At 66.9% G+C, this 14468-nt stretch carries 16 protein-coding genes and 1 tRNA gene; 7 read left to right on the top strand and 10 right to left on the bottom strand.

Annotated features, from left to right (window positions below):
- Nucleotides 1-85 precede the first annotated feature (85 nt).
- The 6 genes from SH591_RS14815 to pgi all read right to left on the bottom strand — a co-directional run bounded on the left by SH591_RS14815 (nt 86) and on the right by pgi (nt 7197).
- A complete protein-coding gene (locus SH591_RS14815) occupies nt 86-868 on the bottom strand; it encodes an SDR family oxidoreductase (protein ID WP_324749747.1) in 783 nt (260 codons plus the stop codon).
- A gap of 41 nt (nt 869-909) precedes the next feature.
- Nucleotides 910-1686, bottom strand: a complete 777-nt coding sequence (gene cysQ / locus SH591_RS14810; RefSeq protein WP_324749746.1) for a 3'(2'),5'-bisphosphate nucleotidase CysQ — start codon at nt 1684-1686, stop codon at nt 910-912.
- Nucleotides 1687-1769: 83 nt separating this feature from the next.
- A complete protein-coding gene (locus tag SH591_RS14805) occupies nt 1770-2882 on the bottom strand; it encodes an S-(hydroxymethyl)glutathione dehydrogenase/class III alcohol dehydrogenase (RefSeq protein WP_324749745.1) in 1113 nt (370 codons plus the stop codon).
- 68 nt (nt 2883-2950) lie between these two features.
- Nucleotides 2951-4222 (bottom strand): homogentisate 1,2-dioxygenase, encoded by a 1272-nt coding sequence (gene hmgA, locus SH591_RS14800; protein WP_324751400.1) that lies wholly within the window; start codon nt 4220-4222, stop codon nt 2951-2953.
- A 31-nt stretch (nt 4223-4253) separates the two neighbouring features.
- The gene (gorA, locus tag SH591_RS14795) at nt 4254-5603 is read right to left on the bottom strand and encodes a glutathione-disulfide reductase (protein WP_324749744.1); all 1350 of its coding nucleotides are present in this window, start codon (nt 5601-5603) and stop codon (nt 4254-4256) included.
- A 94-nt stretch (nt 5604-5697) separates the two neighbouring features.
- The gene (gene pgi / locus SH591_RS14790) at nt 5698-7197 is read right to left on the bottom strand and encodes a glucose-6-phosphate isomerase (protein ID WP_324749743.1); all 1500 of its coding nucleotides are present in this window, start codon (nt 7195-7197) and stop codon (nt 5698-5700) included.
- Nucleotides 7198-7310: 113 nt separating this feature from the next.
- On the opposite strand from pgi, the gene lepB reads away from it, so the two are divergent.
- Genes lepB through era form a run of 3 tightly spaced genes read left to right on the top strand, consistent with a single transcriptional unit; the run spans nt 7311 to nt 9744 of the window.
- On the top strand, nt 7311-8186 hold the full coding sequence (lepB, locus tag SH591_RS14785; protein WP_324749742.1) for a signal peptidase I: 876 nt from the start codon (nt 7311-7313) through the stop codon (nt 8184-8186).
- Entirely contained in the window at nt 8183-8854 is a 672-nt protein-coding gene (gene rnc, locus SH591_RS14780; RefSeq protein WP_324749741.1) for a ribonuclease III, read from the top strand. The genes lepB and rnc overlap by 4 nt, the downstream gene beginning before the upstream one ends.
- Nucleotides 8851-9744 (top strand): GTPase Era, encoded by an 894-nt coding sequence (era, locus tag SH591_RS14775; protein ID WP_324749740.1) that lies wholly within the window; start codon nt 8851-8853, stop codon nt 9742-9744. Before rnc ends, era begins: the two co-directional genes overlap by 4 nt.
- Nucleotides 9745-9842: 98 nt before the next feature.
- Here the strand turns inward: era and SH591_RS14770 are convergent, their stop codons facing one another.
- The 3 genes from SH591_RS14770 to SH591_RS14760 all read right to left on the bottom strand — a co-directional run bounded on the left by SH591_RS14770 (nt 9843) and on the right by SH591_RS14760 (nt 11455).
- Nucleotides 9843-10118 carry a type II toxin-antitoxin system Phd/YefM family antitoxin gene (locus SH591_RS14770; RefSeq protein WP_324749739.1) on the bottom strand — a complete coding sequence of 92 codons (276 nt, stop codon included), beginning with the start codon at nt 10116-10118 and terminating at the stop codon, nt 9843-9845.
- Nucleotides 10119-10302: 184 nt separating this feature from the next.
- Nucleotides 10303-11046: an NAD-dependent deacylase gene (locus tag SH591_RS14765; protein WP_324749738.1), complete on the bottom strand. Its 744-nt coding sequence runs from the start codon at nt 11044-11046 to the stop codon at nt 10303-10305.
- 277 nt (nt 11047-11323) lie between these two features.
- Entirely contained in the window at nt 11324-11455 is a 132-nt protein-coding gene (locus SH591_RS14760; protein ID WP_416385192.1) for a Sir2 family NAD-dependent protein deacetylase, read from the bottom strand.
- Nucleotides 11456-11506: 51 nt separating this feature from the next.
- On the opposite strand from SH591_RS14760, the gene dapB reads away from it, so the two are divergent.
- From dapB to SH591_RS14745, 3 genes are all read left to right on the top strand, one after another.
- The gene (gene dapB, locus SH591_RS14755; protein WP_324749737.1) at nt 11507-12202 is read left to right on the top strand and encodes a 4-hydroxy-tetrahydrodipicolinate reductase; all 696 of its coding nucleotides are present in this window, start codon (nt 11507-11509) and stop codon (nt 12200-12202) included.
- Nucleotides 12203-12299: 97 nt separating this feature from the next.
- Entirely contained in the window at nt 12300-12950 is a 651-nt protein-coding gene (nth, locus tag SH591_RS14750) for an endonuclease III (protein ID WP_324749736.1), read from the top strand.
- A gap of 40 nt (nt 12951-12990) precedes the next feature.
- A tRNA-Arg gene (locus SH591_RS14745) sits at nt 12991-13067 on the top strand.
- A 61-nt stretch (nt 13068-13128) separates the two neighbouring features.
- Here SH591_RS14745 and SH591_RS14740 read toward each other — a convergent pair.
- Entirely contained in the window at nt 13129-13989 is an 861-nt protein-coding gene (locus SH591_RS14740; RefSeq protein ID WP_324749735.1) for a LysR family transcriptional regulator, read from the bottom strand.
- Between the two features lie 122 nt (nt 13990-14111).
- Here SH591_RS14740 and SH591_RS14735 point away from each other — a divergent pair, with 122 nt between their 5' ends.
- Nucleotides 14112-14450, top strand: a complete 339-nt coding sequence (locus tag SH591_RS14735; RefSeq protein WP_324749734.1) for a hypothetical protein — start codon at nt 14112-14114, stop codon at nt 14448-14450.
- The last annotated feature ends 18 nt before the right edge of the window (nt 14451-14468 follow it).

The raw sequence follows: 14468 nt of genomic DNA, 5'->3' as shown, positions 1-14468 counted from the left end.
GGCGCAGGCCGGGGCCTCAGCGGGAAGGGTCGCCCTCTTCCGTCCTGAGATGCCGGCCTGCGCCGGCATGACGGCGCGCCCCATATCAGCGCGGGGCCATGCGAATGCCGCCGTCGAGGCGGACATATTCGGCGTTGAGGTAGACGGTCTCGGCCATGAACAAAGCGAGCTTGGCATATTCCTCGGCCTCGCCGAGGCGCTTGGGGAACGGCACCTGCGCGCCCAGCGCGTCCTGCACGTTCTGCGGCATCATCGCCACCATCGGCGTCTTGAACACGCCCGGCAGGATGGTGTTGACGCGAATGCCTTCGCTCATCAGGTCGCGGGCGATCGGCAGCGCCATGCCGAGCACGCCGGCCTTGGACGCGGAATAGGCCGCCTGGCCGATCTGGCCGTCCTGCGCGGCGACGCTGGCGGTGTTGATGATCACGCCCTTCTCGCCGTCCGCGAGCGGCTCGAGATCGGCCATGCCGGCGGCCGAAGCGGCGAGCACGCGGAAGCTGCCGATCAGGTTGATCTGGATTGCGAGCTCGAACTGGTGGATCGGGTAGCGCTTGACCGCCTTGGTCTCCTTGTCGCGGCCGACCGTCTTCACCGCGTTGGCGACGCCGGCGCAATTGACGCAGATCCGCTCCTGGCCGTGCGCGGCGCGGGCCTTGGCGAAGCCGGCCTCGACCGATTCATCGGACGTGACGTCGACCTGGCAGAAAATGCCGCCGATCGCGTCGGCGACCTTCTGGCCCTTGTCGGCATCGCGGTCGAATATGGCGACCTTGACGCCCCTGGCGGCGAACGCGCGGGCAGTGGCCTCGCCGAGGCCCGAAGCGCCCCCCGTGACGACGGCAGCGATATTATTGTCGAGCTTCATTCCTGATCCTCTTTCCTTCGAAGTCTAATGCGCGCCCGGGATCATGTCGCCCAGGCTATGAAGTGCGGGTTGGCGAAGTCCGCTTTGCCGTAGCGCAGCGGCCCGGCCTCGCGGTCGCCGTCCAGCGCCATCACCCGGCCGCCGGCCGCCTCGAGCACCGCCTGGCCGGCCGCCGTGTCCCATTCCATCGTCCGCCCGTAGCGCGGATAGACGTCGGCCGATCCCTCGGCGAGCAGGCAGAATTTGAGGCTGGAGCCCGATGGCAGATATTCGGTGATGCCGAGCGCAGCGTTGCGCGCCTCGGTGCCCTGGGCGTGGTGGTTGCGGCTGCCGATCGCGGTCAGCCCGGAGGCAGGCCGCGGCCGCACCCGGATCGCTTCGGCGGAGGCTTCGCCGCGCACCTGACGCCGGAACGCGCCCTCGCCCTTGGCGCCGTAGTAAAGAAGCCCGCTGTCGGGCGCGTAGACCACGCCCGCGACCGGCGCCCCATGTTCGATCAGGCCGATATTGACCGTGAACTCGCCGTTGCGCTGGATGAAGCCCTTGGTGCCGTCGAGCGGGTCGACCAGGAAGAAACGGTCCCCGAATTCGGGGATGCGGCCCGCGCACGCCTCCTCCTCGGCGACGACGGGCACGTCCGGAAAGGCCGCCGCGAGCCGCGCAAGGATGATCGCCTCGGCGCGCTGGTCGGCGATCGTCACCGGCGAGCCGTCCTCCTTCAGCTCATGCGCGCAGCCCGCGCCGTAGATCGCCTCGATCTCGGCGCCCGCCTCCAGCGCGGCATCGACGAGGCTCTGCAGGAGGGGGCTGGCCGTCAATCTACGCTCCGTTCGCCCTGAGCCTGTCGAAGGGCTTCTGTCTTGAGAAGGTTTGGGCTTCGACAGGCTCAGCCCGAACGGTTTTAATAGAGCACCACGCTGCGGATGCTGTCGCCGGCGTGCATCAGGTCGAACGCCTTGTTGATGTCGTCGAGCGGCATGGTGTGCGTGATCAGGCTGTCGATGTCGATCTTGCCGTCCATGTACCAGTCGACGATCTTGGGCACGTCGGTGCGGCCGCGCGCGCCGCCGAAGGCCGTGCCCTTCCAGACCCGGCCGGTGACGAGCTGGAACGGGCGGGTCGAGATTTCCCTGCCGCTCTCGGCAACGCCGATGATCACGCTCTCGCCCCAGCCGCGGTGGCAGCATTCCAGGGCCTGACGCATCACGTCGGTATTGCCGGTGCAGTCGAAGCTGTAGTCGGCGCCGCCGTCGGTGGCGTCGACCACCGCCGCGACTACCTTGTCGAAGCCGACTTCGGCCGGGTTGATGAAGTGGGTCATGCCGAACTGCTCGGCCATGGCGCGCTTCCTGGGGTTGATGTCGACGCCGATGATCTTGTTGGCGCCGACGAGGCGCGCGCCCTGGATCACGTTGAGGCCGATGCCGCCCAGCCCGAAGACGACGACGTTGGAGCCCGGCTCGACGCCGGCGGTCCAGATCACCGCGCCGACGCCGGTGGTGACGCCGCAGCCGATATAGCAGATCTTGTCGAACGGCGCGTCCTCGCGGACCTTGGCGACCGCGATCTCCGGCATCACGGTGAAGTTCGAGAAGGTCGAACAGCCCATATAATGGTGGATGGTCTCGCCGCCCAGCTTGAAGCGGCTGGTGCCGTCCGGCATCAGGCCCTGGCCCTGCGTGCTGCGGATCGCGGTGCAGAGGTTGGTCTTCTGGCTGAGGCACGACTTACACTGGCGGCATTCCGGCGTGTAGAGCGGGATGACATGGTCGCCGACCTTCACCGAGGTGACGCCCGGGCCGACCTCGCGCACGATGCCCGCGCCCTCATGGCCCAGGATCGACGGGAAGATGCCTTCGCTGTCCTTGCCCTCGAGCGTGTAGGCGTCGGTATGGCAGATGCCGGTCGCCATGATCTCGACCAGGACTTCGCCGGCCTTGGGTCCGTCGAGGTCAACCTCGTGGATCTCGAGCGGCTTGTTCGGGGCGACGGCGATGGCGGCGCGGGTCTTCATGTACGATCTCCTTCGGGAGGCTCTCATGCTGAGCCCGGGCCGCCTTTGCAAGCCGGCGCGCGGTTCCGCTACGGAAGCCGCGCCTTCGGGAAACCGCCCCAGGCCTCGTCATAATCGCGCTGCAGTTCCTCGCAGCCGAGCGCATGCTCGGTCGGGCGGAACGGCCAGCAGCTTTCGACCATGAACGCCATCGTGTCCTCGATCTTGTGCGGGACGAGCTCGGCTTCCGAAGCGCCCTTCCAGGTCGCGACGTCGGGGCCGTGGCCGGCCATCATATTGTGCAGGCTCATGCCGCCCGGCGCAAAGCCTTCGGCCTTGGCGTCATAGGCGCCGTGGATCAGGCCCATGCACTCGCTCATCACGTTGCGGTGGAACCAGGGCGGCCGGAACGTGCCCTCGGCCACCATCCAGCGCGGCGGGAAGATGACGAAATCGGCGTTGGCGCGGCCGGGCACGTCGCTCGGGCTGGTGAGGACGGTGAAGATCGACGGATCGGGATGGTCGAAGCTCACCGTGTTCATCGCGTTGAAGCGCGAGAGGTCGTATTTCCAGGGCACGAGATTGCCGTGCCAGGCCACCACGTCGAGCGGGCTGTGGTCGAGCGTCGTCGTCCACAGCGATCCCAGATATTTCTGAACGAGCTCGAACTCGTCGTCCCAATCCTCGTAGCCCGCGACCGGCGTCAGGAAATCGCGCGGATTGGCGAGACCGTTCGACCCGATCGGGCCGAGCTCGGGCAGGCGGAACAGGCTGCCATGGTTCTCGGCGACATAGCCGCGCGCCTCGCCGTCCGGCAGCAAGGCGCGGAAACGGACCCCGCGCGGCACCAAAGCGATCTCGCCCGGGCCGATGTCGAGCCGGCCCATCTCGGTGAGCAGGGTCATCCGGCCCTGCTGGGGGATGAAGAGCAGTTCGCCGTCGGCGTCGGCGAAAGCGCGATGGTCCATGTCGCGATTGGCGCGATAGACGTGGACGGCGACGCCCTCCAGCGACTGCGGATCGCGATTGGCCATCATCGTCACCATGGAATCGATGAGGTCGGTCGGCTGCGACGGCATCGCCAGCGGGTTCCAGCGCAGCCGGTTGGGCGCGAGCGGCCCCTCGGCGTTGCCGGGCGCGAACAGGGGCGCGCCATGATAAGGCTGGTAGGGCGGATGCTCGGCGCTTGGCCGCATCCGGTACAGCCACGAGCGGCGGTTTTCGTGGCGGGGCGCGGTGAAGGCCGTGCCCGAAAGCTGCTCGGCATAGAGGCCGAACGGCGGCTGCTGCGGCGAATTGCGGCCGATCGGCAGCGCCCCCTGCACCGCCTCCGTCGCGAAGTGGCTCCCGAAGCCGCACATATATTCGTCTGCTGACACCGCCCCGTCGCTCCTATTTCATCAGCACCAACTCTTCCGCCATCGTGGGGTGGAGCGCAACCACCGCGTCGAAATCCTCTTTCTTGAGCTTGGCCTTCACGGCGATCGCCGCAGCCTGGAGGATCTCGGGTGCGTCGGGGCCGATCATGTGGATGCCGACCACCTGGTCGTTATTGTCGTCGACGACCAGCTTGTAGAGCGAACGCTCGGTGCGGCCGGCGAGGACGTTCTTCATCGGCCGGAAGTCGGAGACGTAGGTCCTGACCGCGCCGAGCGTGTTGCGGGCCTGGCCCTCGGTCATGCCGACCGCCGCAATCGGCGGATGGCTGAACACCGCCGAAGGGATGCAGCCGTAATCGACCCGGGTCGGCTTGTCGCCGAACACGCTGTCGGCGAAGGCCTGGCCCTCGCGGATCGCGACCGGCGTGAGCTGGACGCGATTGGTAACGTCGCCGACCGCGAAGATCGAAGGGCAGGTCGAGCGATTGTCGGGATCGACCACGACGGCGCCGTTCTCGTCGAGCTCGACACCGGCATCTTCCAGCCCCAGGCCAGCGGTCTTCGGCTTGCGCCCGGTCGCGAACAGCAGCACGTCCGTATCGATCGGGTCGCCCCCGCCCAGATGAACGCGCAGCGATCCGTCCTCGTTCTTCTCGACCTTCTCGAACGGCGCGTTGAAGCGGAAGGCGATGCCCTTGGTGAGCGAGATCTGCAGCAGGCGGTCGCGCACCTGCTCGTCATAGCCGCGCAGGATCGTCTCGCCGCGATTGACGAGGGTCACGTCGCAGCTGAACTGGTGGAAGATGCCGGCGAATTCGTTGGCGATATAGCCGCCGCCGGCGATCACCACGCGGCCCGGCATCTTCTCCAGATGGAAGACCTCGTTCGAGGTGATGCCGTGTTCGCTGCCCGCGAAATCCGGGACGAGCGGCCAGGCGCCGACCGCGATCAGGATAGTTTTGGCGGTCACGGTCCGGCCGTCGGCGAGCAGCACCTCGTTCGGGCCGGCGACGGTGGCGCGCTGCGGGATGATCTCGACGTCGTGGCTGCCGAGCGTCTGCTTGTAGAGCCCTTCCAGCCGGTCGACCTCGCCGAGGACGTTGTCGCGCAAAGTTGGCCAGTCGAAGCTCGGCTCACCGACGTCCCAGCCGAAGCGGCGGGCGTCCTGCAGATCCTCCGCAAAATGCGCGCCGTAGACGAGCAGTTTCTTGGGCACGCAGCCGCGGATCACGCAGGTTCCGCCGACGCGAAACTCCTCGGCCACCGCCACCTTCGCGCCATGGGCCGCGGCCACGCGCGATGCGCGCACGCCGCCGGATCCGGCGCCGATCACGAACAGATCATAGTCGAAACTCTTGGGCATTATGGGCGCTCCAGCCGCAGCCTCTGCTGCGGAAAAGGGATGGGGAGGCGGTCGCGGTGGACCGTGATGGACGCGGCGGTCGCGCGTAACCGGCTCATAGCGCCGTGCCGAAGGCGCGCTCGATCAGGGCCTCGGTGGACGGGTCGAACTCCAGGCCGCCACCGTCGATCGCCTTGGCGATTTCCTTGCCGAGCTCGACCCCGAACTGGTCGAACGGATTGATGCCAAGTAGCACGCCGTTCACGAAGGTGCGGTGCTCGTAAAAGGCGATCAGCGCGCCCAAAGTATACGGGTCGACGCGGTCGAGCAGCAGGGTCGTCGAGGGTCGGTCGCCGGGATAGGAGCGAGCCGGGTCGTCGGACGCCTTGCCCCCCATCAGCGCCGCGCCCTGGGCGAAGCAGTTGACGAGGAGCTGGCGGTGGTGGGCGAAATCGAGGCCGTGCTCCGGCTCGATCGCCGCGACGAACTCGACCGGGACGAGATGCGTGCCCTGGTGGAGCAATTGGAACACCGCATGCTGGGCGTCCGTGCCGACGCCACCCCAGGTGATCTGCGAGGTGGCGCGGCCGACCGGCTGGCCGTCGACGGTGACGCTCTTGCCGTTCGATTCCATCTCGAGCTGCTGCAGGTAGGAAGGCAGCAGCCGCAGCCGCTCGTCATAGGCGAAGACGGCACGGGTCTGCGCGCCGCGGACGTTGGCGTAATAGCGGTCGACGAAGGCGGCCAGCACCGGCGCGTTGCGCTCCGGCGGCTGCAACCGGAAGTGGCGGTCCATCGCCGCCGCCCCCTCGAGCAGTTCCTCGAAAGCGTCCCAGCCGAGCGCAAGCGCCGCGGGGAAGCCGATCGACGACCAGAGCGAGTAGCGCCCGCCCACCGTGTCGGCGAACGGCAGGATGCGGGTCTCGTCGATACCGAACTCGACCGCGCGCTCCGGCGAGGCGGTAAGCGCGATGACGCGGCCATAGGGATCGACCACGCCGCCCTCCTCCAGCCAGGTCAAAGCCGATTGCGCGTTCAGCATCGTCTCGGTGGTGGTGAAGGTCTTCGATGCGATCACCAGCAAGGTGGCGGTCGGATCGAAGCGGCGGAACACCTCCTCGAGCGCGGCGCCGTCGACATTGGACACGATCGCGACCTCGTAGCGGTCGGAATCGCGGCCGAGCGCGTCGACCAGGAAGTCGGGCCCGAGCGCGGAGCCGCCGATGCCGATGTGGAGGATGTGGCGGACGGGGCCGAACGCCTCGGCCTCGATCGCGTCGATCACGGCCCGCATGCGGGTGCGGTGATGGGCGGCGCGCTGGACGCTGTCGGGCGCCCCCTGCCCGCGCTCGGCGATATGTTCGACCGCGCGTCCTTCGGTGACGTTGATCGGCTTGCCTGCGAACAAAGCCTCGCGTGCGCCGGTGAGATCGCGCTCTTCGGCCAGCGCCGTGAAGGCGGCGACCAGCGGCGCGGTCAAATGGGTCTTGGAGAAATCGAAGCGGATACCCGCTTCCTCGATCGCCAGATTGGAGAGCCGGTCTGGCTCGGCCTTGAACAGCGCCTGGAGCGGCCGGGTTTCCGCTGCCTCCACTGCCGCCCATGCGTCGCCCATTCTCAACTCCCTGTCCTGGCCCCGGCGCCTATCTAGGTTCGTGCCGCCCCCGTGCCTAGCCCAGCGATCGAACCAGCATGGGCTGCCGAGCGCCGATTGTTGCCGACCCGCGCTTGACCGCGCCCGCCGCGCGAGCGAAAGCGGCGGCGATGGAGAATAGCGAGAAGATCGAGGCCCTGCCCGTGCCGAAAGCCAAGCAGACGGGCGGAGCCGGCGAGTTCGTGCGCTTCGTGCTGACGGTGTTCCTGATCGCGGTGGTGATACGGAGCTTCATCGTCGCGCCGTTCAATATCCCCTCGGGCTCGATGCTCCCGAAGATGATGATCGGCGACTATTTGTTCGCCGCCAAATGGCCGTACGGCTATTCGCGCTTTTCGATGCCGTTCGGGCTCGGCCGCTTCGAGGGCCGCATCTTCGGGCGCGAGCCGGATCGCGGCGACGTCGTCGTCTTCCGCTATCCCGGCGGCGGCGAGGACGATTATGTGAAGCGGCTGATCGGCCTGCCCGGCGACCAGATCCGGGTGAAGGACGGCGTGCTCTATCTCAACGGCGATGCCGTGCCGCGGGTACGCATCGCCGACTATCTGATGCCGGTGACGCCCAACAGCCCGTGCCGCACCGTCGACCCGGAGGCCTCGCGCGTCGTGACCGACGAGGACGGGCAGCGTTACTGCGCCTTCCCGCGCTATCGCGAGACCCTGCCCGGCGGCCGCTCCTACGAGGTGCTCGACCAGGTCGACGGCATCGGCGACAACACGCCGGTCTTCATCGTCCCCGACGGCCATTATTTCGTGATGGGCGACAATCGCGACGACAGCCAGGACAGCCGCTTCTCGCCCGCCGTCCAGGGCGTCGGCTTCCTGCCCAGCGACAATCTGATCGGCGAGGCGCTCATCAATTTCTGGTCGACCGACGGCTCGGCCGAATGGTCCAAGCCCTGGACCTGGCTTTCGGCAACCCGCTGGGAGCGGATCGGAGACACGTTTTGAGCGGCCCTGAATCGGCCGCGAAATGGGTGGAGCGGACGCTGGGCCACAAGCCCAAGGACGCTGCCCTCTTCACCCGCGCCCTCACCCATTCGAGCCGCGGCGAAGACCATTATGAGCGGCTCGAATTCCTTGGCGACCGCGTCCTCGGCCTGACCATGGCGACCTGGCTCTTCGAACTGTTCCCCGACGAGCCGGAAGGGAAATTGTCGCGCCGGTTCAACGCCCTCGTCTCGGGCGAGACCTGCGCCGAGATCGCCCGCGAACTCGGCGCCGGCAGCCAGCTGAAGCTCGGCAAGCAGGCCCGCGACGACGGCGCGGCCGAGAGCGACAATGTGCTCGGCGACATCGTCGAAGCTTTGATCGGCGCGCTCTATCTCGAGGCGGGGCTGGACGCCGCCGTCGCCTTCATCCGCAGCGCCTGGGGCGAACGCGTCAGCACGCAGGACAAGGCGCCCAAGCATCCCAAGTCCCAGTTGCAGGAATGGGCCGCGGCGAAGGACAAGCGCCCGCCGGTCTACGAATTGAAGGGCCGTAGCGGCCCGCACCACGCGCCCCGCTTCCGCGTCAGCGTCGCCATCCCCGGCGTTGGCGAGACCGAGGCCGAGGGACTATCTAAACAGGAGGCCGAGACGGCCGCCGCCAAAGCATTGCTGGAGAAATTGAAATGACGGAACGTTGCGGGCTGGTCGCCGTGGTCGGCGCGCCCAATGCGGGCAAGTCGACCCTCGTCAACGCGCTCGTGGGGCAGAAGGTCGCGATCGTCAGCCCCAAGGCGCAGACGACCCGCGTCCGCCTGATGGGCGTTGCGCTCCAGGGCGAGGCGCAAATCCTGCTGCTCGACACGCCGGGCATCTTCGCGCCGCGCCGCCGGCTCGACCGGGCGATGGTCGCCGCCGCCTGGGGCGGGGCGCAGGACGCGGACCTGATCGCCCTGGTGATCGACGCCAAGACCGGCCTCTCCAAGCGCATCGCCGAGATGGTAGAGACGCTGAAAGGGCGTCGCGAGCCCAAGATCCTGGTGCTGAACAAGGTCGACGTCACGCCCAAGGAGGAGTTGCTGACCCTGGTCACCGCGCTAAGCCAGGAGATCGAGTTCGAGCAGATCTTCATGGTCTCCGCGACCACCGGCGACGGCGTCCAGGATTTGAAGGACGCGCTCGCCGCGCGCGTGCCCGAGGGGCCGTGGCATTTCCCCGAGGACCAGGTCTCCGACGCCACCGACCGCATGCTCGCCGCCGAAGTGACGCGCGAGCAGCTCTACCTGAAGCTCCACGCCGAGCTTCCCTATGCGAGCGCGGTCGAGACCGAGAAATATGAGGAGCGCAAGGACGGCTCGGTGGTGATCCACCAGCAGATCCTGGTCGGCCGCCCAACCCAGAAGGCGATCGTGCTCGGCAAGGGCGGATCGATGATCAAGGAAATCGGCGCCGCCGCGCGCAAGGAACTGGGCGAACAGCTCGGCCGCAAGGTCCACCTCTTCCTCCACGTCAAGGTCAAGCCCGACTGGGAAGAGGACCGCGGCCTCTACCAGGAAATCGGCCTCGACTGGGTGGAGTGAGCGCTTACGCCCATCCGTCATTGCGAGCCTAGCGAAGCAATCCAGAACTTGGCGCCGAGCCGGTCCCATTCCTTGCGGGCGCTGGCAGGAAGGCGAGCCTATAGATCGTCAAGCGCGACCTCGACCGGCACTTCCCCCGCACGGTCGCGGACGATTGCGGCCAGCTCGATATCCTCCAACCGATCCACAAGCTCCTCCCAGGCGGCGGCCGGGATCAGATAAGCGGACGGCGTATTGCGGTTGAGGATCGCCACCGGGAAGCCTTCGGCAGCTTCGATAACGGCCGATGGGTTACGCTTGAGGTCGCTGATGCTGATGCTCGATCCGGCAAGCATTTGGTCGAGCAAGCGTGATTTCGAGGCGGCCATGACCATTTAATGGGCCTATCCAACACCCTCTTCAAGCTCGCCCGGAAGCGTCCGCCAGCATGTCGTCAACCCAGGCCCCGCCGCGTCATTGCGAGCGGAGCGAAGCAATCCAGAGGATCTCCGCGTCCCGGCTGGATTGCTTCGTCGCTTACGCTCCTCGCAATGACGACCTGACCTAAACGATCGGGCTTTAGAAGCTCTCGTAGGGCGCGCGCGGCGCCAGCATGTCCTCGACCCAGTCCGGCACCAGCTCCCCGGCGCGGCCGATGCGACTTTCGTGGAAGAACAGGCTGCCCTGGCTCGGTTCGAGATTGATCTCGAGCGTGCGCGCCCCGAGGTAGCGCGCGGTCTGGACGTAGCCGGCGGCCGGGTAGACCGCGCCCGACGTTCCGATCGAGACGAACAAATCGGCGCGGCGCAAAGCCTCGTCGATCTCGTCCATCCGATAGGGCATCTCGCCGAACCAGACGATGTCTGGACGGAGCAGCCCGCTTGCCCCGCAGGCGCTGCAGGTCGGGCTGTCGGCGAGCGTCTCCTGCCAGGGGATGCGGCCGTCGCAGGCGAAGCACCAGGCCGATTTCAGCTCGCCGTGCATGTGCAGCACGCGCTTGGCGCCGGCCCGCTCGTGGAGATCGTCGACATTCTGGGTGACGATCAGCAACTCGCCCGGCCACTCGGCGTCGAGCCGCGCCAGCGCCTTGTGGGCCGCGTTGGGCTCGACCCGCGTCAGCTTGGCCCGGCGCTGATCGTAAAAGGTCTGGACCAGCTGCGGGTCGCGCACGAACGCCTCGGGCGTGGCGACGTCCTCAAGTGGATAAACGTCGTCACCAGTGTCCCACATCGTCTGACCGCGCACGGAACGGAAGATCGGAATCCCGGATTCCGCTGAGACCCCTGCGCCTGTCAGCACGACTATGTTTCGGATTTCATTCATGCAGCCGCTTTAGCGCGATATGCGAATGTCCGCGAAGGGTGGTTAGCTGCCGTTCGAGCCGCGTCTAAAACTCGGGGCGAACACTGCCATGCCAATGATAGCTATCACAGGCAGCGTAACGAATGCCCACCTTCCTATGCGGTCCAGCGCCCCCGCGTGGAGTATGAACATCAATATCCAGATCAGCTTAAGACTGAACAATCTACGCATAGCTAATGTGATACGTGTTATATGCGAATGTCCGCAATGGGTCGAAATCAGACATTCGACGGGAGGGTCATCGGGAGCGCCCTCTATCCTCGACGCGATGCCCTTCCCACAGGCCGTCGGGGCCGCGGAAGGTGGCGACGCCGCTCTCGGCCGAAACCCCCGCGCCGGTGAGGATGACGATGTTGCGAATGTCGTCCATGCGTCCCATGAAGCAGCAAATGCGAAAGGCGGCAAGACGGTGGCGAGGGCGGTGACGAAGATCGGGATCAAGGGCGCGACCGGGCGCATGGGACGCGCGATCGCGGACGTTATCGCCGCGCGCGACGACGCGGAGGCGGTGGCCGACGCGCCCGACGTCTTCGTCGATTTCTCCGCGCCCGACGCGCTCGAGAAGCATCTCGACGACGCGCTGGACGCGGGTCAGCCGATCGTTATCGGCACGACCGGGCTTACTTCCGAGCACCATGCGCTGATCGACGCGGCCGCCGGCAAGATCGCGGTGCTGCAGGCGGCCAACACCTCGCTCGGAGTCAACCTGCTCGCCCACCTCGTGCGCGAGACGGCGGCGAAGCTCGGGTCCGACTGGGACATCGAAGTGGTCGAAATGCACCATCGCCACAAGGTGGACGCGCCGTCGGGCACCGGCCTGCTGCTCGGTGCCGCGGCGGCCGAGGGGCGCGGAGTCGATCTCGCCGCCATGTCCGACCGCGGGCGAGACGGCATGGGCGCGCGCGAGGAAGGCCATATCGGCTTTGCGGTGATGCGCGGCGGCTCGGTCGCGGGCGATCACATGGTCGTCTTCGCCGGCGAGGGCGAACGGCTCGAGCTCGGCCATCGCGCCGAAAGCCGGGCGATCTTCGCGCAGGGCGCGGTGCGCGCCGCGCTCTGGCTCGCCGGCAAGCCGGCCGGCCGCTACACGATGAGCGACGTGCTGGGGCTGGCGTGACCGCTTTTCCGTTCGGGCTGAGCCCGTCGAAGCCCTACCCTTCCTGGTCGAAGAGAAGACGGTTCTTCGACAGGCTCAGGGCGAACGGAGCTGGGCGATGAAGCGCGCCGACGTCTCCGAATTCTACCGCAGGCTCGCGGACCGCACGCCCAATCCGGAGACCGAGCTCGAATATGTGAACACCTACACCTTGCTGGTGGCGGTGGTGCTCTCGGCGCAGGCGACCGACGCCGGCGTCAACATCGCGACGCGCGAGCTGTTCAGGAAAGTGCAGACGCCCCAGGCGATGCTCGATCTCGGCGAGGAAAAGCTCAAGCAGCACATCAAGACGATCGGCCTGTTCAACACCAAGGCGAAGAACGTCATCGCCCTCTCGCGCATCCTCGTCGACGAGCATGGCGGCGAAGTGCCGGCCGACCGCGACGCGCTGGTCAGGCTCCCTGGCGTCGGCCGCAAGACCGCCAACGTGGTCATGAACACCGCGTTCGGGGCCGAGACCTTCGCGGTCGACACCCACATCTTCCGCATCTCCAACCGCACCGGCCTCGCGCCGGGCAAGGACGTGCTCGCGGTCGAGCTCAAGCTCGACAAGGTGACGCCCCCGCCCTACCGGCGCGACGCCCACCACCTGCTGATCCTGCACGGCCGCTACGTGTGCAAGGCGCGCAAGCCCGAATGCTGGCGCTGCGTCGTGCTCGACCTCTGCCGCTACAAGCCGAAAACGCCGCCTCCGGGCGCGCTTCCATGACTTGCGGGCCGCGGAAAGAGCCTCTAAGCGCTGATCCAAGGCACCCGTAGCTCAGCTGGATAGAGCGCTGCCCTCCGAAGGCAGAGGCCACAGGTTCGAATCCTGTCGGGTGCGCCACTCCCCCCCGGGAAATCCGCATCCCCACCTTCGCGGGAGTGGCTGCGCCGCTTTTCGGCGCTCAGCCGGCAGGCTGGGCCATCGCGAACGCTACGGATCTCAGCCCCTGGCGGACGCGCTCCATCAGGTCTTCGTCGGCCTTGGCGGAATAGACGGCGTAGACCGAATATGAGAATCTCGGCCTGCTTTCGACCAAGTGGAGCCGCCCCGCCTCCAGATGCGGCCGCGCCGCCTCCATGCGGAAATAGCCGCTTCCGCCCGCGGCCAGAATATATTCCATGGCGAGCGGGCCGTAATTCACGGACACGACCGGGCTGGGCGCATCGGGAAAGGCGGCGTGGTGGCTGGCCCCGAATTCCGGGCCCCAGTCGACATAGACATAATCCTCCGCTGGCGGATGCCCGACGCCCGGTGCGGTCGTGACGGCCACCAATTTCTCCTCCTGGAGGAGTTCGGCGACGATCCCCGGTCGCTGGGGCGGAGCATAGACGACCGCCACGTCGATCACCCCGTCCTGGACCTGCTCCATCAGCCGGTCCGGGACGTCGATCTGGGTCCGTGTCGCGACATCGGGGCATCGGTCGCGCATCCACACCAGCCAGTCGCGCAGCAGCGGGTTCCACAGGCTGTGCTCGCCGCCGACGGTGACGATCCGCTCGCGTCCAGCCGGCATCGCCACCTGGTGCCGCGCTCTCTCCCACACCTGCACCAAAGTGGTGGCGTATCGCAGGAACTGCTCACCGGCCGGGGTCAGCCTCGCACCGGCCTTGTTGCGCACGAACAAAGCGCGGTCGAGCTGGTCCTCGAGCACCCGCACCCGGGCGCTCACGGCGGTCTGGGTGAGATTCAGATTGGCAGCGGCGCGGACGAAGCTCCCGGTCTTGACGATCTCCAGGAACGTGCGCGCGCTGCTGATGTCCATGATCAAGCACCATTTTTGCTATTAAAGCACAATAGTATTCGTTTGCGTGCTGGTGAGCAAGGAACCATCCTCGTGAGGCTCGGCGAGCGCCTGTGACGACTCCCGAGCCGAGGAGATCGACCATGTCATCGCGCCCACAGCCTCGCGGCCATGCGCCCAACGAAAATCTTCCGCACCTCTTCCCCCGCGCCGCACCGGAAATGAGGTTCGTCACCGCCTGGCTGTGGCGGCCGATCAAACAGGGATTGGAGACGCTGCTGCGCTTTGGCGTCAGGCCGTCGGCCGAGACGATCCTGCAGATCGACGTCGACCAGTTTCCGGGGATCGGTGCGCTCGGCCGTGAGCAGGTTGCATCGAGTAAGACCAGGATGGGATCGGTCTTTCTGGAAGGCGAGACCTGCGCTCCGCGCCGCACGTCAACCGACGCGATCAAGCGACAGCCAAGTAACGATTCAATTTAGGCTCGCGGCTATAAGACC

It is taken from the genome of Sphingomonas sp. LY54, assembly GCF_035594035.1.
GTDB lineage: Bacteria > Pseudomonadota > Alphaproteobacteria > Sphingomonadales > Sphingomonadaceae > Allosphingosinicella.
This window is presented reverse-complemented; position numbering and strand designations above follow the sequence as displayed.